15 protein-coding genes and 1 pseudogene are annotated in these 19,799 nt (G+C 44.3%); 6 read left to right on the forward strand and 10 right to left on the reverse strand.

Going from position 1 to position 19,799, the window contains the following annotated elements; all coding sequences use genetic code 11:
• Position 1: 1 nt before the first annotated feature.
• Positions 2-1,078 (reverse strand): FecCD family ABC transporter permease, encoded by a 1,077-nt coding sequence (locus MHI52_RS22480; RefSeq protein WP_405159412.1) that lies wholly within the window; start codon positions 1,076-1,078, stop codon positions 2-4.
• A gap of 166 nt (positions 1,079-1,244) precedes the next feature.
• Here MHI52_RS22480 and MHI52_RS22485 point away from each other — a divergent pair, with 166 nt between their 5' ends.
• The 4 genes from MHI52_RS22485 to MHI52_RS22500 all read left to right on the forward strand — a co-directional run bounded on the left by MHI52_RS22485 (position 1,245) and on the right by MHI52_RS22500 (position 5,089).
• A complete protein-coding gene (locus tag MHI52_RS22485; protein ID WP_405157648.1) occupies positions 1,245-2,309 on the forward strand; it encodes an ABC transporter substrate-binding protein in 1,065 nt (354 codons plus the stop codon).
• A 116-nt stretch (positions 2,310-2,425) separates the two neighbouring features.
• Positions 2,426-2,848 (forward strand): MarR family winged helix-turn-helix transcriptional regulator, encoded by a 423-nt coding sequence (locus MHI52_RS22490; protein WP_405157649.1) that lies wholly within the window; start codon positions 2,426-2,428, stop codon positions 2,846-2,848.
• Positions 2,849-2,904: 56 nt separating this feature from the next.
• On the forward strand, positions 2,905-3,765 hold the full coding sequence (locus MHI52_RS22495) for an alpha/beta hydrolase (RefSeq protein WP_405157650.1): 861 nt from the start codon (positions 2,905-2,907) through the stop codon (positions 3,763-3,765).
• 124 nt (positions 3,766-3,889) lie between these two features.
• Positions 3,890-5,089, forward strand: a complete 1,200-nt coding sequence (locus tag MHI52_RS22500; RefSeq protein WP_405157651.1) for an MFS transporter — start codon at positions 3,890-3,892, stop codon at positions 5,087-5,089.
• 103 nt (positions 5,090-5,192) lie between these two features.
• Here MHI52_RS22500 and MHI52_RS22505 read toward each other — a convergent pair whose 3' ends face one another.
• The gene (locus MHI52_RS22505) at positions 5,193-5,645 is read right to left on the reverse strand and encodes an Lrp/AsnC family transcriptional regulator (protein WP_017687134.1); all 453 of its coding nucleotides are present in this window, start codon (positions 5,643-5,645) and stop codon (positions 5,193-5,195) included.
• A gap of 171 nt (positions 5,646-5,816) precedes the next feature.
• Here MHI52_RS22505 and MHI52_RS22510 point away from each other — a divergent pair, with 171 nt between their 5' ends.
• Positions 5,817-7,001, forward strand: a complete 1,185-nt coding sequence (locus MHI52_RS22510) for a serine hydrolase domain-containing protein (protein WP_340984583.1) — start codon at positions 5,817-5,819, stop codon at positions 6,999-7,001.
• A gap of 55 nt (positions 7,002-7,056) precedes the next feature.
• Here MHI52_RS22510 and MHI52_RS22515 read toward each other — a convergent pair whose 3' ends face one another.
• The 6 genes and pseudogenes from MHI52_RS22515 to MHI52_RS22540 all read right to left on the reverse strand — a co-directional run bounded on the left by MHI52_RS22515 (position 7,057) and on the right by MHI52_RS22540 (position 14,334).
• Positions 7,057-8,418, reverse strand: coding sequence for an amino acid permease (locus MHI52_RS22515; protein ID WP_340984582.1), 1,362 nt, complete (start codon positions 8,416-8,418; stop codon positions 7,057-7,059).
• A gap of 1,519 nt (positions 8,419-9,937) precedes the next feature.
• On the reverse strand, positions 9,938-10,993 hold the full coding sequence (locus tag MHI52_RS22520; protein ID WP_340984581.1) for a hypothetical protein: 1,056 nt from the start codon (positions 10,991-10,993) through the stop codon (positions 9,938-9,940).
• Between the two features lie 390 nt (positions 10,994-11,383).
• Positions 11,384-11,612 (reverse strand): annotated as a pseudogene (locus tag MHI52_RS22525) (amino acid permease); the annotation flags it as partial.
• Between the two features lie 681 nt (positions 11,613-12,293).
• Positions 12,294-12,992, reverse strand: coding sequence for an RNA polymerase sporulation sigma factor SigK (sigK, locus tag MHI52_RS22530; protein ID WP_017687130.1), 699 nt, complete (start codon positions 12,990-12,992; stop codon positions 12,294-12,296).
• Between the two features lie 130 nt (positions 12,993-13,122).
• Complete coding sequence (locus MHI52_RS22535) at positions 13,123-13,302, reverse strand: hypothetical protein (RefSeq protein WP_036615241.1); 180 nt, start codon at positions 13,300-13,302, stop codon at positions 13,123-13,125.
• Positions 13,303-13,521: 219 nt separating this feature from the next.
• Positions 13,522-14,334 carry an alpha/beta hydrolase gene (locus MHI52_RS22540; RefSeq protein WP_405159413.1) on the reverse strand — a complete coding sequence of 271 codons (813 nt, stop codon included), beginning with the start codon at positions 14,332-14,334 and terminating at the stop codon, positions 13,522-13,524.
• 671 nt (positions 14,335-15,005) lie between these two features.
• Between MHI52_RS22540 and MHI52_RS22545 the strand changes: the two genes are divergently transcribed.
• Positions 15,006-17,396 carry a hypothetical protein gene (locus MHI52_RS22545; RefSeq protein ID WP_405157652.1) on the forward strand — a complete coding sequence of 797 codons (2,391 nt, stop codon included), beginning with the start codon at positions 15,006-15,008 and terminating at the stop codon, positions 17,394-17,396.
• Positions 17,397-17,462: 66 nt separating this feature from the next.
• Here MHI52_RS22545 and MHI52_RS22550 read toward each other — a convergent pair whose 3' ends face one another.
• Positions 17,463-18,710 carry an MFS transporter gene (locus MHI52_RS22550; RefSeq protein ID WP_340984578.1) on the reverse strand — a complete coding sequence of 416 codons (1,248 nt, stop codon included), beginning with the start codon at positions 18,708-18,710 and terminating at the stop codon, positions 17,463-17,465.
• A gap of 25 nt (positions 18,711-18,735) precedes the next feature.
• The gene (locus tag MHI52_RS22555) at positions 18,736-19,662 is read right to left on the reverse strand and encodes an ADP-ribosylglycohydrolase family protein (protein ID WP_405157653.1); all 927 of its coding nucleotides are present in this window, start codon (positions 19,660-19,662) and stop codon (positions 18,736-18,738) included.
• Positions 19,663-19,799: the final 137 nt, after the last annotated feature.

Below are 19,799 nucleotides of genomic sequence, written 5' to 3' on the forward strand. Positions count from 1 at the left end.
TTTAATTTCCTCCAAAACCGTAGCCTTTTTTGACCAGCATATACATAAACATTGGTGCGCCAATCATGGCCGTAATAATACCGATTGGCAACTCCACGCTGGATATGAGGGATCGTGCAATAACATCCGTCCAGATGAGGAAAATGGCTCCAAACAGCACGGATACAGGCATCACTTTACGATGGTCGGAACCCACGAGACCTCTGACAATATGCGGAATAATGAGTCCAACAAAACCAATCATGCCACAGCTCGCCACCATAACGCCTGTCACCAAAGCGGTTAACAGCATGTACAGTCTGCGATACACACTCAGATTAATGCCCAGCGTAACAGCTGCTTCATCCCCCAACAACATCGTATTAAGAACTCTGGACTGTAAAAGGAAAAATAGAATCGCCACCAGCACGACGATACCTACGAGCGGAAGCTTGTTCCATCCGGAAGCCGCCAGGCTGCCCATGGTCCAGAACGTCACCGTTTTGATGCCTTCAGCATTGTTGGCAAAATAAATAATAAAGTTCGAAAAAGCGCTACATAACGCGTTAATCACCATTCCGGCAAGCACCAGCTTGACCGACGTCATTTTCCCCCGAATCCCTGCCAAAGTCAGGACCAGTAAGGACGCACCCATCGCACCGGCAAAGGCCCAGAAAGCCACCCCCGTCTGACCAAGCCACCCAATCGCACCGAACCCAATAAGAATTGCAAAGGTTGCTCCAAGTGAAGCGCCTGAGGATATACCCAGTATGTAAGGATCAGCGAGCGGATTCTGCACAGCAGCCTGCATAACAGCACCGCACAAGGCCAAGCCTGCACCGATAAACATCGCCATCAGCACACGCGGGAAACGAATCTGCCAAATGATATCGGTAAAGGAACCTGTCTCAATCGGTGTTGTCCCCCACTGAAATCCCGTTAATTTGTATAAAAGAATACGATATGACTCCGCCAGTGGAATTTGTACCTGTCCAATGGAAACTGCAATACCTACGGATATAAGCGTAATCATGATTAAAGCTGCAATCAGTAAAGCAAACCCGGATTTACTATGAATCAGAGACTCTCTTTTCCCCATACGCTGTGTCTGAACCTGAACCGTCTGTGCCATCTCTTCCCCCATTAATTCGCGTAAAATGTAGAACAAATTAAATTTAGCTATTTACAATATGTTTTCTCGGATTATAATTGAGAATGATTATCTTTGTCAATTTATAACACTTAGAAAAGGGGTTCGTCATTTAATGAAATTCACATCCAGAACCATTGGCATCGCTGCTCTAAGTCTCCTGTTACTGCTACTTGCAGCCTGTTCGAACGCTTCAACTTCTTCCCCTGCCGAAGAAACAACTTCAACTACTAACACGACAGAAACTTCAGCTCCTGCTGAGAATACAAATAAAACGACGTACCCGCTCACCATTGAGAATTTCACGATCTCGGGTGAGGGCGGCGAGTGGAAACCCAAAGTGCAAGTATTCGATAAAGCACCTGAACGTGTTGTTGCGAATACCCAATCTGCGGCTGAGATGCTCATCAAATTAGGTCTGACCGATAAAATGGTCGGTGTTGCTGCTCTATACGGTTCCGTTACACCCGATGTGGCTGATGATTTCGCCAAAATTCCGGTATTGTCCAAGGATTATGTAGGTAAAGAGCTGGTTGTAGGCGCAAGCCCGGATCTGGTACTCGGACGGGGCGACCTTTTCGCTGATGCAGACTGGGGCGTGGGTACCGTCGATGGATTGAATGACATGAATATCCGTACGTTCCTGCAAACGACGAATCACAAAGGCACACTCGAAACCCTCTATAGCGATATTGCACAACTTGGAAAGATCTTCGACGTTCAGGATAATGCCGCAACATTCACCGAAAGTCTGAAGACTCGTGTTGAAGCTATTAAGGCAAGTGTAGCCGATCAGCCTGAGCATAGTTTTGCCTATATCGTACCCGCTACGGAAGACACCATTACGGTAAGCAGCATGCAAAATGATACGTATCAGCTTGATGCACTTGGCCTGTTGAGGCTGAAAAATACGTTTGATGGTGTGCAAGGTGAGGTAAGTGTTGAGCAACTGATCACAGCGAACCCGGACTACCTGCTCTTGTCCGCGTATGCCGGTTCACCGGATATCGATAAACTGATTCAAAATCTGTATGCCAACCCTGCCCTGCAAAGTATGAACGCAATCAAAAACAAACAGATCTATGTCACAGATTTCAGCCAGTTCTGGGGTTATGGATATCAAATTCTGGATGGCATTGAGAAAATGGGACAGGAAATGAAAGCAAATCCAATCAAGTAATAACTTGAGCCAATGAGCAGGAGAAGACATTCTCACTGCTCTTTTTTTATACCGCGCATGCAATAAACGATGGATCAAAGCTTGACATTAGTTTGATAACAAACTATATTACACGTATGAAAACAAGAGACGCTATTTCACTCATATCCAAAATTAAAGAGAAGGTCAACCGCTTTATCCTGGCCGAGATGGCTGAGCAGGGAATCCAGGATCTCGCTACGTCCCATGGGGATATTATCTATGCCCTGTACAATAATCACAGGATGACTATGGCTGAAATCGCCAAAAAAATTGGCAAGGATAAATCCACGGTGACTGCACTTGTGGACAAATTGGTGCGGACAGGATACGTCGTTAAGGAGCGTGATGCAACAGATTCACGAGTTGTTCATGTGGCTTTGACTGCAAAAGGAGAAGAATTAAAGCCTGTGTTCGAAGAGATATCGCAGCGCATGCTGGACGTGTTCTATGCGGACGTTACGGAAGCGGAGAAAAAAGAACTGCTGCGAATTTTAATGAAAATCCATAGCAACTTCTAATTTTTTTTGGAGAAATAGTTTTATATCAAACTAATAGTTTAGAGGAGGTTTTTGGTATGATGGACTACACTCAATTGTTACCGGAACATGAGGTAAAGAAGATCGGAGAACATGATTTACACTTGGAGATATTCGCAGGAACCCCGCCTCTTGACGAAAAAACAACGACCAAGAAGCCCCCACTACTGTTCGTTCACGGTGCATACACAGGCAGCTGGATGTGGAGCAAATATATCCCCCACTTTGTCCAGCACGGTTGGACCTGTTATGTCATGAACCTGAGAAGTCACTACAAGAGTCGGGTCATGGATATGACGATGATTACGTTTGACGATTATTTAGAGGATATTCGTGAAGTGTTAGTCAAGTTCAACGAGCCTCCCGTCCTCATTGGCTTTAGCATGGGTGGGATTCTCAGTCAAAAGATTGCGGAAACCGTTACTCTGGCAGGCCTGGTTGTGATCGACGCCAGTCTGAGCAAGGAAGTGCATGAGCTAATTCCCTACCCGGAAAGCAATCGTATCACACCTGGAATTATCATGCCTGCACCTGTCCGTGATGAACTAACCAGTATAGATGAGACGGCAGAAGACATTGCTTTTCAGCGTAAATATCTGCAAACGGAGTCCGCGAAGGCATTTGCTACCTTTTCAGTTCTTTGTGGAGCTGATGGAATATCCATTAATGGCGACCTGATCCATTGCCCCAGCTTGGTGATTAAGGCTGTTTCATGTGAAGACGAAGATCAGAGAGGCAAGTTAACTGCCAAACAGCTGGATGCTGAATATGCCGGACTGTGGGATACAACCCATACGGGTTTGCTGGTAGGCCAACGGTACATGGAACCTGTCGATATCATCCTTGGATGGGTGAACAGACATCTCCCCTTTGAATTAACGGAAAAACTCACAAAATAAAATAAATACCATGTTAAGACCCCCTTCTTACCTTTAATCCTGTATGCAAAAGTTTATTTTTTTTAGATAAGCTTATATGCATAGTTCTGGATAGGATTAAAATATAAGAAATGAGGTTTTATTCATGACCGCTCACACATCCCTCTCAAACCAAGGGGAGATTCCTTCCATATCTTCAAAACGCCTTCCGTGGGCTGGGCTTCTTGCATTAGCCATGGCGGGTTTTATTTGCATCCTCACTGAAAGCCTGCCTGCGGGACTGTTGCCGCAAATCGCAAAAGACTTGGGGATCACAGAAGCCCTCACCGGACAATTAGTGACTCTTTATGCCATTGGATCACTTGTTGCTGCCATTCCCTTGACTGCTGCTACACGCGGATGGAGACGCCGACCTCTACTGTTAGTATGCATTAGTGGTTTTCTTGTCTTTAACACCGTTACCGCCTTATCTTCGGATTATATCCTGACACTTGCTGCTCGTTTCATGGCTGGAGTCTCTGCGGGTGTGTTATGGGGCATGACTGCAGGTTATGCACGTCGGATGGTCCCGGATTCGCTAAAAGGTAAAGCCATGGCTGTGGCTATGGTCGGCACACCGTTAGCATTAGCCCTGGGTGTTCCAATCGGTAGTTTTCTCAGTTCTTATGTCGGCTGGCGCCTCATCTTCGGGATGGTATCTCTTCTAACCGTGGCTTTAATCGTATGGGTTCTCTGGAGAATGCCGGATTTTGCCGGAGAGCCAGCTGGTGAACGTCTTCCGCTGCATAAGGTGTTTTTAATTCCGGGAGTTAGGCCTATTCTGTTTGTTGTTCTGGCCTGGATGCTTGCCCATAACATCCTATATACCTATATTTCTCCCTACCTTGCCCAGACCGCATTTGCTAACAGAGTCGACTTGATTTTGCTCATTTTCGGTATTACTTCCATTGTTGGAATTTGGTTAACCGGAATGCTCATTGACCGATTTTTGAGGAGATTAGTAATCATTAGCTTGGGATCATTCGCTCTGGCCTCTGTCGCGATGGGAATCGCTACTCATCAACCTGTGATTATTATCCTTGGCGTCATGATCTGGGGACTTACGTTTGGCGGGGCCGCGACACTGTTACAGACTGCCATCGCTCAAGCCGGAGGCAAAAGCACAGATGTCGCCCAATCGATGCTGGTTACAGCATGGAATCTGGCAATTGGTGGAGGAGGCATCATCGGGGCCATTCTTCTTGAAGTATTTGGAGCAGGATACCTTTCTGGGGCACTGTTTATCTTGCTCATTCCTGCGTTGCTTGTAGCTATGCGTGCTTATAAATATGGATTTCCTAAGTAAGTAAAATAACAGGAAGGCATTTTGCATGAGTTACACGCAGGAGAAAAGAGGAGTTCACTTGATGTGGACTCCTCTTCTGTTTTTCATTTTAAAGACCAGAATCTTATTCTGCCTGTGCCAACAGATTTGGTCCTTCCACTAGATTCTTATGTGCAATTGGAGAAGACATGGTGATTAAAGTCATGTAAGTACCGTACGGATCACACTTGTTCTGAAACTCCTCGAGTCCCTGAATGGTATCTGTGAGGATTTTCAGCAAGTAATTGTACTCTCCGCTTATCCGATAACATTCCACAACTTCAGGTGACGCACGACAGAAATCCAGGAAAGGATAACAATCCCGCGTACGAAAAAGAACATAGGCTGTGCTCTGCTTGCCCAATTTGGATGGGGAGATTACGGTTCGATATTCCTCGATAATTCCCTTTTCTTCCATTCGTTTGACTCGTTCAGTAACGGCGGGCTGAGATAACCCCACCAGTTTGCCGAGTTCGGTCATGGATAATCTCGCCTGATTCTCCAAGTGATACAGAATATGCTGATCTATTTCGTCCATGTGATCCACTCCTTTAAATACATAAGATATATTCAGAAATTACCTTAAGTATATTCGCCAATTAATTATAATGCCTTTAACAAACCATATAATACAAGATCAATCATTTATATAATAAAACACAGTTATCACGAGAAATCAAATACATCAGTTGGTGAGAGGAAGATAAGCATGAGAAAAAAAGACATGACGACATTGCATAATTATGTGGATGAAGCCATTGACCGCGCTCTAAGCGAAAAAAGAATCGTAGGAACAGTTGTACAGGTTGCATTAGGAGGGGAACTGGTATATAGCCGGGCTGCTGGTTTCGCAGACAGGGAGCAAAAACGCACCATGTCGGAAAACGCTCTGTTTCGACTTGCTTCCGTAACCAAACCTATTGTCTCGACAGCAGCTCTGGCATTAATCTCACAAGGAAAGCTGAGTCTACATGATCCGGTGACACGCTGGCTTCCTGCATTCCGGCCCAAACTTGCCAATGGTCAGGACGCTTTAATATCAGTACATCAGTTGATGACACACACCGCAGGCTTGACATACCGTTTCTTCCAAGAAGATCAGGGAACCTATGAGCTTGCAGGAGTAACGGACGGAATGGATTGGTCTGAAATGAGTCTGGAGGAGAATCTGCAGAGGCTGGCTTCTGCTCCTCTTCTGTATGAGCCAGGCAACATGTGGAGATATTCCATTGCGACTGATGTACTTGGTGCCGTTATCGAAAAGGTAACTGGGATGTCACTACGAGAAGCCGTTCAGACGCTGGTTACTCATCCACTCCACATGACCGACACTGACTTTGTTGCGGTGGATTCGGAACGATTAACAGCCGCATACGCTAATGGTTCTGAAGAACCGCGTCTCCTTCATAAGGAGTTGGAGCTGATTCCTTTTATTGAGGGTACTGCTGGCTTCCGACTGTCACCCAATCGTGCGAATCGTACTTCTGCTTACTTGTCGGGCGGAGCGGGTATGGTTGGAACTACCGGAGATTTTCTTACTTTACTTGAAGCATTGCGACAAGGAGGACAGCCTCTCCTTACAGAAGCCGTTGCGGCTGAGATGTCTACCAATCAAATCGGTGATCTCGTGATGCCATACTGGCCAGGCAGAGGGTTTTGCCTTGGTTTTACCGTACTTAAAGATCCTGTCGCAGCCGGTACACCGGAATCCCCGGGTACGTGGCGGATGGGTGGAACTTACGGTCATTCCTGGTTTGTTGATCCAAAAGAAGAACTTAGTGTTGCAGCATTCACCAAAACGGCACTTGAAGGGATGTCGGGCCAGTATACCACCGATATCTGTGATGCCGTCTACGCAGGCATTCGTGAAGGCAAAGAGGCTGCAAGAATATAAATACGAATAACCGCCCAATATCATTGGGCTGCTTTATTTGGCAACGATGGTAAGACTACTGTCTGTTATTACTCAAATTTTTCTTTTTGAGAAGGTAGATCTCCGCAACAAGAATAAACCACACTGGCGTGACAAACAGTGCAACACGCGTATCTTCGGCCAATGCCAATACCACTAGCACAAACGCCAGAAACGCCAGGATTAAGTAGTTCGAAAACGGATATAGTGGCAGTTTGAAGCGGCTACGACTCGCCAGTTCCGGCTGAGTACGACGATATCTGAGATGACAGATCACCATGATGGCCCAGACAAAGATGAAACACACGGTCGACACACTCGTGATCAGCGTAAATACGCCTTCTGGCATGATATAGTTCAGCAGAATCGCGATCAAAATAACAATCGTGGAGAAAAACAGCGCGTTGGAAGGAACCTTCCTGTTATTCAGTCGTGCAAACGATTCGGGTGCGTTGTGATCCTTTGCCATGGAGAACACCATACGGCTTGTACTGAAAATGGCACTGTTACACGCTGACGCTGCGGAAGTCAGTACCACAAAGTTCACAATGCCCGCAGCTGCTGCAATACCCACAGCGGCAAACACTTGTACAAACGGACTTTCAGTAGGCACAATGGCGTTCCACGGATAAATACTCATAATAATCAGCAGTGCGCCAACATAGAAGAGCAGTACCCGGATCGGAATCTGGTTAATTGCTCTCGGAATAACCTTCTCCGGGTTCTCCGTTTCCCCTGCTGTGAGTCCCACCAGTTCCATGCCTACAAAGGCGAACACCACCATCTGGAACGATATGATGAATCCATGCAGTCCATTCGGGAACCATCCCCCATGACTCCACAGATTGGTGAAGCTCGCTGGACCCTGATCCGTGGTAAAACCTTTGAATATCATATATAAACCTACAACAATGAGTGCCAGAATGGCCACGACTTTAATCAGGGCAAACCAGAATTCCATCTCCCCAAACAACTTGACCGTTGCCAAGTTCATGATTAGCAAAATGACTAACGCAATTAACCCTGGCATCCACTGAGGTACATTCGGAAACCAAAACTGCGTATACAAACCAACGGCCGTAATATCAGCCATGGCAATGGATATCCAGCAGAACCAATAGGTCCAGCCTGTAATAAATGCCGCCATATTTCCCAGGTAATCACGCACAAAATCGATAAAGGAATGATACTGCAAGTTGCTTAACAGCAGTTCCCCCAATGCACGCATGATCAGGAACAACACAACACCCGTAATGATGTAGGCCAGCAAGATGGATGGCCCTGTCAGCTGGATCGTTTTGCCTGCCCCGAGAAACAGACCTGTACCGATCGCACCTCCGATCGCCATCAACTGTACATGCCTGTTCTTTAATCCCCTTGTTAACGTTTCTTGCTGCATGATCAACCACCACTCTCTTTCTGCAAATGCTCTCTACGATGCAAAATATTATTACTCATCATATAATAATCTGCCCAGAATACATATCCCTCTTTTATATATTTTTTTGCACAGCAAAGAGGCCACCTTTGTAAGAGGCGACCACTTGATACACCCGTATTTCATGCTCTTGGCTTTTATAATCTTAAGTTATTTGTGAGAGAAGGATGAGTATAATCCCGCCGTCCGACAAAATAAGAGCCCGGATCACAAGTACAGTTCCAACGATCATAATCCCAATGCCAGTCATGACCCTGCCTTTTCGGGCGCGACCTTGATCTGGCTTACAACCACACTGCGGCGGACCAGCTCAGTACACATCGCCTCCCATTGCAGCAGTGCCCTACGATAAACAAAAGATTTGTGAAATTGAACGGTGTTGGTCTCACCGCCTCAAGGTAGGGGATGAAAAAAGCATGTTGGAATGATCTAAATACTGAAAAATGGAGGATATATTTGCTATGCTTGCAAAGAAAAGATAGGCTTCTAATCGATACATTGAAGAAACGAAGAAAGAGGCTATTCTTCTGCGAGTGAGGAAGGTTAGGCATAAAGCCGGATCATAGGGAAGTTTAAAAATGCCAGCCAGATATCTCATGGGGACGCAAAAGCTAAAACGGAGTGTGTGTTTTAAGGGTTACCCGGGACGCTTGTACAAAGAAAAATTTTAGCAGTGCCGAAGAAGAAAATGTTTATCTAAAAGGACAGGTAGAATATCTAAAAAAAGCTCAATCCGAACTAGCACGGAGAGGGAAGCCGGATTTATAAGCCCGGTGCCGGTCCATACGAGAAATATGCACGTGGGCCGCGTAGTATGACTGTGTAGAATTACTGAAATCTCACTGTAGATTAAGCGAGCTAAGAACACTGCCTGTAGAGAGAAGCGAACAGTGCGCGAGCGGATATGGAAGCAAGCTTCTAAGGATTCCCCGACTTCGTACGTATCACGATAACAATGAGATTGTGTCTTCGGAACACTTTCGGAACAGAATGACTTGAAACTCTTGAAGGATTCGGTGAAGCCGTTAAAAGCGACCATATTTTCTCCATTTAGATCAGGGACTTCAGTAATCATCCGCCCCTATGCTAAACCTGTTGAAGAAAAAAGATGACAGGAAGCCTTTCTTGCCGTGAAAATTGATTCTACAACACTTTTATTGAATCGTTCTTTTACCATTTAAAAACCGAGGAGTACTAATCGGAAAAACCTCAACATATGGAGCAAGCAAGGATCCAAATTATGAATTATATTTAGTTTTATAACGAGGAACGTTTTCAAGACAAACTCAGCGACTTTCCCCGATTAAATTCCGGGAAAAAGTCGCCGTTTAATAGAACACTTTTTTATTCGCTACTTAACAGAGCTATGACCAATTAAAGATTGGACGTTAAACATTCGGACCATACAGAGATATCTTCAACATATCGCTGATACAAAAACACGCTAATCATTTGAATAGCTTATAAAGGTCAAGTAATTTCACAATAGAGAGTTCTTAGAGAAATCATTAAGCAATTGTTCTAGAAGCACTTGTTCATTAAGATACAATTCATTAAAGAGACTTATCAATTTAGGAGGGACTTGCTTATCTTGTGTTAATGCATATTTTATATATAGATTGAGTATATTCTGACTTTTATCCCTAATCTTAATGAATCCCTCCAAGAACACAGGGTTAAGATCATAAAGTTTGTTTTCTTCTATATATTTAATTCTTGATACCATGAGTTTTTTATAATCATATAGCGTGTACAGTGGTCTCACATCGAACTGAGCGCTGTGCTCCAAGTGTGAAGAATAATATTCTGTTAACTTAGGTAAAATGTCTATTCCGTAAGTCCACTCTGAATATGATTTATGACTATAAAAGGATTGATAATTTAAGGATAGATTTTTTGATTCATAATAATCTTTGATTTGTTCTGCAACAAATTTCATATCAAATAGATATGGCAATCCTTGATGATGTTTCGGATGTAATTTTAGCAAGTGCATATAGTTAACATGTTGAGTAACATCATTATCAATATGTTTTTTTCCAAAATCATGAAATGACTTATCTAGATCTGAATACGAAACGAAGGCAGTTGTATACTTTCTGTTTTCTAAAAAACCAGAAATATTAAATCGTCTCTCAAGATCATCAAATCCATATATAAATATGGCATGTGGAAATGAGAACTTTTGATACGCTGGCGAACCTGGAATGTAATATTCATTTACATGAAGCCATATGTAATTGTCTTGTTGGATTTGTTCTTTTAAGAATTCAACTATATTTGGCATGAATTTCAATACCGTCGATCTTAACATCCGTTGAGTATGTGTAAAGCAAGGGTGAAAATGATGTTCAGGGGATTGTGCATAATAGTCTAAAAAACAATCTTCCCCAGATTGCATCAAACACATATTTAAATAATTACTATAAATCCACGGAAAACAATTCTCATTATTTGATATTATCGAAAAATAATAGGCATGCTGTGGGTAATTAGATACTAATGGATATTGTATAGGAAGCTCTTTTTTATTCACGAATTCACTCCTTTAAAGGGTTATTCCATTTATTTGATTAGAACCAACATTTTAACAAAATTAAAAATAAATATAATCCTCATTCTAACACCAGAGATACACTAGTTCTATATGGTAATATTAGGGTTAATATGATTATGTTAGGCTTCAATGCTTAGCCGGTTACATACACCGATGCATTTAAATAAAATGGAATATTTAGGATCCAAATGAAATTCCCAAAAGCGTTTAGATGTCAAATAAATTAGTTCAGAGCGTAACCGTTCTTGTGGAAAACGTTGGCCTGCCTCGTATCATGAAGCAGACGTAGAAGGATATATACAGAACCAATTCAGGTCAACCGTTGAAACGTGAATGGACACTGGAGGCAAAGATGGAACACTTAGAAGCATCGAAAAAGGAATGATACTGCAAGTTGCTTAACAGCAGCTCCCCCAATGCACGCATGATCACGGAATAATACAACCCCCGTAATGATGTAGGCCAGCAAGATGGACGGCCCTGTCAGTTGGATCGTTTTGCCTGCTCCAAGAAACAGACCTGTACCGATCGCACCTCCGATCGCCAACAACTGCACATGTCGGTTCTTTAATCCCCTTGTTAACGTTTCTTGCTGCATGATCAACCACTACTCTCTTTCTGTACATGCTCTCTACGATGCAAAATATTATTACTCATCATATAAAATAATCTGTCCAGAATACATATCCTCTTTTATATATTTTTTTGCACAGCAAAGAGGCCACCTTTGTAAGAGGTGACCACTTCATATGCTCCTATTTCATGCCCTTGGCTTTTATTAATCTTAAGTTGCATCCGATCCATACTATCATCAGCCTATGTACATTCCTTTGTTATTCTCATGCCACGTTATGCTGATAATACATATCTATAGAAGTATTTTAAAATAAAAGCCAAGCATAGAGCAGCAACGACTAAAAAGGTAATCGCTAATGAACGTTCGGTTCGCCAAATTCGAATAGCATTAGCAACACTAATCATCAATAACGCAATAAAGTTAATAACACTCGAATACGATTGAAACGAGTTGAAAACAATCATCATAAATCCTACGATCCAGATTAACAAAAACCACAGTGGAGTTTTCCGAAAAAGCTGCTTCATTATGATGTACTCCTTAAATATTAAATTGGTCTGTGTATAAGATATTCTTCATCAGGAATGAAAATTCCTTTATTTAGGTCATAACCCCAAATAATTAATACTATTTAGATCCAATTTAAGTATCTTCACAGTAAAAAGGGCTCCCGATAAAGGCGCCCTCTGGTCTATCCAACAACTACTTTTGCTTATAAAACTCGTGGTACAACTTCATTAACGCTCGCTTCTCAATCCTTGATACATAAGAACGTGAGATGCCCAGTTCCTTCGCAATTTCGCGTTGAGTTCGTTCCTCCCCGCCTGCTTCCAGGCCAAATCGACCAATTACAACTTCCTTCTCCCGGTCATCAAGGATATCTAGATTGCGATAAATTTTGCTTTTTTCAATCTTAAGCTGTACTCGATCTACAACATCATCAGCTTCTGTGCCAAGGATATCGATTAATGTAATTTCATTGCCTTCTTTGTCCGTACCAATGGGGTCGTGCAGGGATACGTCTTTGCGTGTTTTCTTCAGGGAACGGAGATGCATCAAAATTTCGTTTTCAATACACCTCGCCGCAAATGTGGCAAGCTTTGTACCTTTGCCTTGTTGAAAACTTTCGATCGCTTTGATCAAACCAATGGTTCCGATGGAAATCAGGTCTTCCTGATCTTCACCCGTATTGTCGAACTTCTTGACGATATGCGCGACGAGGCGCAGATTGTGTTCAATGAGCAGATTGCGAGAGTGAGCATTGCCTTCAGCCATAAGGCGCAAATGTTTGGCTTCATCACCCTCAGCCAGTGGCTGGGGGAAGGCATTATTTTTGACATACGAGACGAGTAACGTTAACTCTTTAATGAATAGAGCAATTGCGGTAAACAATCCGGGCACAGATGACACCTCCTGCAGTTTTACAACGATCTGGCCTGAGCACATGTGGGAACAGGGTCGATCTATTGTATGTAGGCAGAGGCCCAGAAGTGCACGTACACTTGAAAAAGGGGATGATCTTGCGAAGATTTCACAGACTCACAGAAACTATGGAGCCCACCCGCTGAAGCAGGAGAAATTCTTTTTCCACACTTTCGATAAAATACTTCTTTTCACCAAATAGGACAACATCATTCTGGGCTAATGAAACATCGCTTTTGAAATAAATCACATTGTCCGTTTCCCGGAATGCACCTTTGTAATAGAACATCCTATTTCTCTCCTTCATGTATCTACCTATGTAATTAACTACCCGCTCCATGTGGATCTGCTTCCTTCATGCTAACATATTCTCTCTCATTCATCATGTCATATTCGCACACTAACCAACATAAAGCCCCAGCCCTGTGCAGAACAGAACTGAGGCTGCATATCGATATGAATTCCTGTTTCTCCTGTCGATTGCTTCAAGAAGCTAATTCAAATTAAATTATTTGAAGATTCGTTGTGAGAACTGATACAGGCCGCTGTTCCAGACAGATGGTTCGTGTCCACCTACATCCAGATAAAAGGTATGCGGAATATTCATGCTGCTCAAGCCGTTTTTGAAGTTCTGGCTGACCCATAACAGACCGTCACTTGATCCACAGGAGATCCACAACAATTTGAGTTGGCTGGCTACTTGTCCCGGGTTGGAAACCAGCTGTGATACAGATTGCGTATTCGGTGCAGCCGAGAAGGCCCCTACCCAAGCGAAGGTATTCAGATTTTTCAATCCGAAGTTAAGCGACTGCCCACCACCCATGGACAGACCGGCCAACGCACGGCTATTCTTGTCTTTGTATACCGGATAATTGGCCTCGATATGAGGAATCAGATCCTTGAGCAGGTCTTGCTCAAACCGTTCAAACGCAGCCACTTTGTCCGGAGCAAAAATGTCACCGACTGGACGGTCGTCCTTCATGGCACGGCCATTCGGCATGACAACGATCATCTGGGACAGCTTGCCTTCCGAATACAGGTTGTCCAAAATGTTCTTGGGTTTCATTGCATTGACCCACTCATGCTCATCCCCGCCGATGCCGTGCAGGAGATACAAGACGTTATACTTTTTATTCGGAGAATATCCTGGCGGTGTATACACCGTCGCTTTCCGTGTATTGCCCACCGTTGTGGAGTAATAGGATATCAGATTGGTATTTCCGTGCGGAATATTGTTTCGATAGCCATCAAAACCCGGTGGTGCCGGCACCACCGGAGTATTAGCCAGAGCATTGTTAGCGTCATTGCTGGATACATTCATAGATTCATACGCTGTGTTCTGAGCACCAACCTCACTGGAATCCGTAGCAAAAGCCATTGTTGGGGCAATCATGGCAACGATCATCGAAAGACTTAAAAGGATTGTAATACGTTTTTTCATCTCAATTTCTCCTCTCAATTTTGTCAAACTTAAGTATGCGTTTCTCGAAGTTTCACTGGATTACGCTTGATGCTGAAGTTCAACTTTTTTCTAACGCGGTGAAGCAAGCTTCCTCTCAACCCAAAATTGAAAGCCCTTACAATAAACAGGTTAGATCACCTCCCTTCCCTTCAGAAAACACTGAACCTGTAGATTTCACTCTGTTTTTCCGACATAGAATTACTTATATAGTATATTTAAACTTATTTATCCATTTTTTGCAACAATATTTTCATTTCTAGCGATTCAATTCAATGATCTTAGAGCATCAGAGTTTTTCTTCTTTCTTCTTTATTCTCGAATCATAATTTAAAATTGTAAAATAATGTTGTTAAATTGAATATTTTACCTTATTATAGCTTCCATAGGGGGGTGTCTATGAACAATTTCAATAGATTCATAATATTTTTCTTCTGAGATATGCTTACGAAAAAGTTTCAACGTTTCGGCCGCCAATATCTTTTGCAACTACTTTATTTTCTGGGAGGAAAATGATGATGTTCAATGTACGCTTGTCGATCAAAAAAGCATGGGCTTCATTCCTGGTTATTACATTATTGCTGCCTTTACTTGTAGGATTATGGCCATCCAATGTCTATGCTGCATCTAACAATGAAGGAAAAATATCTATAACCGCAGATGATGAGTTCACACTTTTTATAAACGGCAGACAGACGGGAAAAGGCACCGACTGGGCCAAAGCCTATACGTTCCCTGTGCCCATTCAATCTGGCATCAATGTGATTGCAGTTCAAGCGAAGGATATAGGCCTCTATGCGGGACTGCTGGCAGACCTTAGCTACGGAGATGAGAATCTGGTTACGGATTTCAACTGGAAAGTATCTGAACGATATATCGAAGGTTGGGAGCAACCCAAATTCGATGATTCGTCATGGTCACGTGCTACTGACTTCGGACGGTATGGCAGTGATCCTTGGAAACAGATTAGTGGCATGCCTGAGGAGACCAGTGCACGCTGGATCTGGGCAGGCAAGACCAATGTGAATGCTCCAGTTTCAGAAGCATATTTTCGAATCTCATTTAACGTCTCCGAAGATGGACTGGCTGTTAGCAACCCCATTTCTTCTTCAGGTCAATTCGAGCAAGTCGATTATCAGTTAAAACCAACCCAACCCATGCCTGCTTCCATGGTGAAGAGACTTCCCGTGGTAAATGCCGTCTTTGAAACGGTGGAAGAGAAAGGTTCTATAGAACTTAGCACCCAAGAGGCTGCCCAGATCGGTAATAACCTAGCTCCTGGTCAGATCTTTCTCGATCAGTCCTCTGCCCGGGCTATCAAAGTTACAAGCGTCAATAGAAGCTCTGGTGGTATGCGGGTAGATTACACCACTCCGGGTGTGGAGGAATTGTTCGATTACTATGATATTCCCGAGCAGGAGGTCTCGTTCGAAGAGCGTAATATCGTCATGCCTGATCCTGAGATGGTATTGGATAGCAAGGAATGGCTTGTTCAGGAAACCCCTTCCTTGTTAGAGACCGATATAACTGACGATGCTGAAATGCGACAGTTCAACATCGACAACACGATTCAAAATGATTTAGATGCAAATATGGACACTGTTGCGGATGCAGAAACAATGGATATCGCTTCCACGGATATCGCACCCATGGATCTGAATGATGTGAACTCCATGGACATGAATGATACAAATGATATGGATCTGAATGAAATAAACTCCACGGAATTAACTGATATTAATTCAACGGATCTGAATGATGTGATTCGTGCTGCTGGAGCAGGTGATTTTGCCAATTGCAAAAAATCCGGCAATGAGTTTGTCTGTGATTTCAAGAAGGTACTTGTAAATCAACAAAATGCAAACGGTAACAAAGTGTTCGTTGAAGCAGGTGGCAAGCTCACCTTGATTGCACCCAAAGTTACGGGGAAATACGGATTTTGGGGAAAATATGATCTGAAATTTACCGCTGGTGAAAAAGCCAACATCTATATCAAAGGTGATGCCAAGTTCAAAAAAGAAGTCAAAGTTCCAATCATGGGCTTCAACATTGGTGCTGGCAATCTTGGAGCCGTATCTGTCGGCGTTTTTCTGGTCATTGGTATTGACGGCAACGTCACCTTTGAATTTCAGGTCGATCAGGGATACACGGTTACCGCGGGAGTCAAAGGGAAAACACGTGTCTTTATTCCCGTGAAGATCCAGCCTTACAGCAGTGTGAACAGATATCTTACGGTAACCCATAAAATTGAAGGACAGATCACTGCTTGGGCAGGAGCCAAAGCGGAAGTCGGTCTGAAAATTGCCGGCAAAAAAATACTTGAGGTAAGTGTTTTTGCCGGCATTGAAGGCACAGGGAAATGGACAAGCAGCAATAATGTACCCAGTACCATGTCTCTAAAGATTGATGCTCTCGTCAAAGGAGAAGGAGCTGTATTTAATAAGTCCTTCAAACTCTTCGAGCTGCGCTGGAATTTGGTGAATCTGGTGAAAACCCCTACCAATCCGGGAACCGGACAGAACCTGGCACGAAATGCTGCCATAACGGTAACTTCCACCTATCCCGGGTATTCAGCAGCCCGAATCAATGACGGAGATCGTAACACGGCCTTGGGGGAAAGTTATAGCTGGGCCAATAACCGTAATTCCTCACTTCCCCAATATGTCGTCATTGATTTGCCGGCATCGAGTTCAATCCAGCGAATTGATCTGTACACCACCCAGGGATACCCGCTTGCCAATTATGATCTGCAATACTGGAATGGCTCAAATTGGGTGAATCTTGTACAGATTACAGGCAATCAAGAGTTAACGCGTTCACACACATTTTCAGCAGTCAGTACCTCCAAGATCCGTGTCGTAGCGAGTAAAGGTCCTTCCCATCAGCCAACCTATGTGCGAATCAATGAGCTTGAAATCTATTAAAACAGCATACCCAAAAAGCCTCAGCCCTTGGTTACACAGGATGGCTGAGGCTTTCTTGACATCTGTTTAGTGTACGGATACTGGATTAACTACCTCTGCACCCTCGGGTGAAGCCAGTCTGTCTTTCATCAACAGACTGATGAACAAACCCAGCAAACCCAGTGCAGCAATTACTGCAGCATACAAAGGCACTGAGATAAGTCCTGTATGCGTAATTGCATACCCACCCATATAGGCACCAGCGGCATTTCCCAGGTTAAATGCCGAATGACTTGAGGTTGTCGCCAGCAGCGGCGCTTCGCGGGTCATATTCATAATCCGAATCTGAAGTCCCGGCATAATACCAAACGCGGCTACACCCCAGAAGAATATGGTGATTACCGCGAGATAAGGATTCTCTAGTGTAATCGTAAGTGCAGCTAACAGAACAGCTAAGATCCCAAAGTTGACGATTAACGAAGGCATCAGCTTCCAGTCTGCCAGACGGCCGCCAACCAAATTGCCCAAGGTTACACCGAAGCCAAACAACACCAGAATCCAGGTCACACTTTGCTCTGCAAAGCCGCTAATATCCACAAGCATCGGCGTAATATAGGTGAAGACTGTAAACAAACTTCCGCACCCCAACGCCCCAATAAGCAGAACCAGCAACACTTGTGGACGAACCAGATTCCGAAATTGCTGTCCGAGGTTTGCTGGTGCTCCTTGCGGGAGGACGGGAATGAAACGAATGATACCAATCAACGAAATGATGCCCAAGATCGTAATCGCCCCGAAAGATGACCGCCATCCAAGCTGTTGCCCGATAAACGTACCAAACGGAACGCCAATAATGTTGGCAATCGTTAGCCCCGCGAGAACAACCGATACCGCTCCTGCCCTTCTCTCGGGCGCAACAAGCCGCGTCGCCATGATTGAACCTACACCGAGGAACGTGCCATGGGCAAATGCCGTTAATATCCGTGCTGAGATTAACAACCCATAGGTGGGAGCAATAACGGACAATGCGTTCCCGATAATGAAAATGCACATCAGCAGTACCAGCAGTTTTTTCTGCGGAATCTTGTGTGTAAATACGGTCAATATCGGCGCACCTACCGCTACACCAAGCGCATATCCCGTAATGAGTTGTCCCGCCTGCGGAATACTTACATTCAGATCTGTTGCCACATTGGGCAGCAGGCCCATAATAATAAATTCAGTCATACCAATCGCAAAAGCCCCTATCGTCAGGCATAACAGGGATAATGGAAACGCCCCTCGTTTACCTGACTGCGAAGCCTGTGGTTCTGTTGTGTGTCCTGTGGTGCTCATAGATGTTCTCTTCTCCTGTCTCTAATCAACGATTTTCTGTCGCCTTCAACCACAAGGCATCTGTTAGTTGTTCGAACGTTTCACGCATAGCCAGCTTGTCCCGCCAGTGTGCCGGAATACCACTCAATCCATAATAAGCACCTGCGATCTGCCCATACACCGCACCTGTAGTGTCCGCATCATCACCCAGATTAACAGCTAACAACGCGCCTTCTTCAAAGCTTGATGACTTATGAAACGCCCATAGTGCTGCTTCAAGTGAACGAACCACATAACCACTGCCCTTAATTTCGGGAGGTTCTTTGCTCTGATAAGAACCCATCACAACCTCTTCAATTGCAGGCGAAAAAGTAGGTTCTTCCCTCCACTGTCTGCATGTCTCCGGCATCAGCATGACGCTCTTGTCCGCTCCGCGCAGACCGGCAACAATTATGGCGGCTAGCACTTCACATGCTTCCACGCTTTCTGTTGCAGCATGTGTTGTCCGGGAGCTCAGCCCGGCATAACGAACCGCCTCGTTTGGTTGATTAGCATAAGCCATCGCGACAGGTGCAAGCCTCATGATAGAGCCATTGCCCGCCGTCATCGGGTCAGTTGATCCGCTGTAGGCTTCTCCAGTTATCTCAAACCTCTCCAAGGCACTTCGTGTGGCCCCGCCGATATCGAAGCAATCGCCTGTGCTGCTCATATACCCGACCTTGTACCAATTGGTGTATCTGCGCATCTGATCCGCAGGATCAAAGTCTGCTTTACGTACCAAACTTTCTGCCAGACACAGAGCCATGGATGTATCATCTGTCCACTGCCCTGCCTCCAGCCCAAATACACCTCCACCCACGATATCCGTTACGGGTTCAAATGTGCCCGGGCTGCTGAATTCCACGGTAGTTCCCAACGCATCACCCGCTGCAAGCCCGATGAAGCAGCCATTGAAACGGTCCTTTTGCAACATGCTTGTCTTCCTCCCTTACTCCATATACTTTCAGAATCTTTCTTCCATTCTCCCACAGGGCCTGATCTGGCGTAAAGCTAATAAAATCCAATAAATTCAGCTCCATTTCTTCTATTATAAAAGTGTCGAGAGCTGTT

The sequence above is a fragment of the Paenibacillus sp. FSL H8-0283 genome (assembly GCF_045040675.1).
Classification (GTDB): Bacteria; Bacillota; Bacilli; order Paenibacillales; family Paenibacillaceae; genus Paenibacillus; species Paenibacillus amylolyticus.

Bases quoted from the DNA above. Each gene is read 5' to 3' on its own strand.
- MHI52_RS22480 (WP_405159412.1), bottom strand. From the start codon at position 1,078: ATGGGGAAAAGAGAGTCTCTGATTCATAGTAAATCCGGGTTTGCTTTA.
- MHI52_RS22485 (WP_405157648.1), top strand. From the start codon at position 1,245: ATGAAATTCACATCCAGAACCATTGGCATCGCTGCTCTAAGTCTCCTG.
- MHI52_RS22490 (WP_405157649.1), top strand. From the start codon at position 2,426: ATGAAAACAAGAGACGCTATTTCACTCATATCCAAAATTAAAGAGAAG.
- MHI52_RS22495 (WP_405157650.1), top strand. From the start codon at position 2,905: ATGATGGACTACACTCAATTGTTACCGGAACATGAGGTAAAGAAGATC.
- MHI52_RS22500 (WP_405157651.1), top strand. From the start codon at position 3,890: ATGACCGCTCACACATCCCTCTCAAACCAAGGGGAGATTCCTTCCATA.
- MHI52_RS22505 (WP_017687134.1), bottom strand. From the start codon at position 5,645: ATGGACGAAATAGATCAGCATATTCTGTATCACTTGGAGAATCAGGCG.
- MHI52_RS22510 (WP_340984583.1), top strand. From the start codon at position 5,817: ATGAGAAAAAAAGACATGACGACATTGCATAATTATGTGGATGAAGCC.
- MHI52_RS22515 (WP_340984582.1), bottom strand. From the start codon at position 8,418: ATGCAGCAAGAAACGTTAACAAGGGGATTAAAGAACAGGCATGTACAG.
- MHI52_RS22535 (WP_036615241.1), bottom strand. From the start codon at position 13,302: ATGTTCTATTACAAAGGTGCATTCCGGGAAACGGACAATGTGATTTAT.
- MHI52_RS22540 (WP_405159413.1), bottom strand. From the start codon at position 14,334: ATGAATGTATCCAGCAATGACGCTAACAATGCTCTGGCTAATACTCCG.
- MHI52_RS22550 (WP_340984578.1), bottom strand. From the start codon at position 18,710: ATGAGCACCACAGGACACACAACAGAACCACAGGCTTCGCAGTCAGGT.
- MHI52_RS22555 (WP_405157653.1), bottom strand. From the start codon at position 19,662: ATGTTGCAAAAGGACCGTTTCAATGGCTGCTTCATCGGGCTTGCAGCG.